Raw genomic sequence first — 1413 nt, 5'->3', positions numbered from 1 at the left:
ACACAGTGGACGCGAGCAACTGAGGACAAGCCCTCGGCCTATTAGTACCAGTCACCTCCAGCGGTTACCCGCCTTCCAGATCTGGCCTATCAACCCAGTCGTCTACTGGGAGCCTTAACCCCTCAAAGGGGGTGGGAATACTCATCTCGAAGCAGGCTTCCCGCTTAGATGCTTTCAGCGGTTATCCCTCCCGAACGTAGCCAACCAGCCATGCCCTTGGCAGGACAACTGGCACACCAGAGGTTCGTCCGTCCCGGTCCTCTCGTACTAGGGACAGCCCTTCTCAATATTCCTACGCGCACAGCGGATAGGGACCGAACTGTCTCACGACGTTCTAAACCCAGCTCGCGTACCGCTTTAATGGGCGAACAGCCCAACCCTTGGGACCGACTCCAGCCCCAGGATGCGACGAGCCGACATCGAGGTGCCAAACCATCCCGTCGATATGGACTCTTGGGGAAGATCAGCCTGTTATCCCCGGGGTACCTTTTATCCGTTGAGCGACGGCGCTTCCACAAGCCACCGCCGGATCACTAGTCCCGACTTTCGTCCCTGCTCGACCCGTCGGTCTCACAGTCAAGCTCCCTTGTGCACTTACACTCAACACCTGATTGCCAACCAGGCTGAGGGAACCTTTGGGCGCCTCCGTTACTCTTTAGGAGGCAACCGCCCCAGTTAAACTACCCATCAGACACTGTCCCTGATCCGGATCACGGACCCAGGTTAGACATCCAGCACGACCAGACTGGTATTTCAACGACGACTCCACCATGGCTGGCGCCATGACTTCAAAGTCTCCCAGCTATCCTACACAAGCCGAACCGAACACCAATATCAAACTGTAGTAAAGGTCCCGGGGTCTTTCCGTCCTGCTGCGCGAAACGAGCATCTTTACTCGTAGTGCAATTTCACCGGGCCTATGGTTGAGACAGTCGAGAAGTCGTTACGCCATTCGTGCAGGTCGGAACTTACCCGACAAGGAATTTCGCTACCTTAGGATGGTTATAGTTACCACCGCCGTTTACTGGCGCTTAAGTTCTCAGCTTCGCACACCCGAAAGTGCACTAACCGGTCCCCTTAACGTTCCAGCACCGGGCAGGCGTCAGTCCGTATACATCGCCTTACGGCTTCGCACGGACCTGTGTTTTTAGTAAACAGTCGCTTCTCGCTGGTCTCTGCGGCCACCCCCAGCTCATGAAGTAAATTCAATCACCAGTGATGGCCCCCCTTCTCCCGAAGTTACGGGGGCATTTTGCCGAGTTCCTTAACCATAGTTCACCCGAACGCCTCGGTATTCTCTACCTGACCACCTGAGTCGGTTTAGGGTACGGGCCGCCATGAAACTCGCTAGAGGCTTTTCTCGACAGCATAGGATCATCCACTTCACCACAATCGGCTCGGCATCAGGTCTCA

General features: G+C 55.7%; 1 rRNA gene. It reads right to left on the bottom strand.

The features are described 5' to 3' along the window. Nucleotides 1-21 precede the first annotated feature (21 nt). Nucleotides 22-1413, bottom strand: a 23S ribosomal RNA gene (locus ABZS97_RS43985); the annotation flags it as partial.

It is taken from the genome of Streptomyces sp. NPDC005485 (assembly GCF_040606085.1).
Lineage (GTDB): Bacteria > Actinomycetota > Actinomycetes > Streptomycetales > Streptomycetaceae > Streptomyces.
Note: the sequence above shows the minus strand (reverse complement) of the source record. Positions and strands in the feature narration are given on the sequence as shown.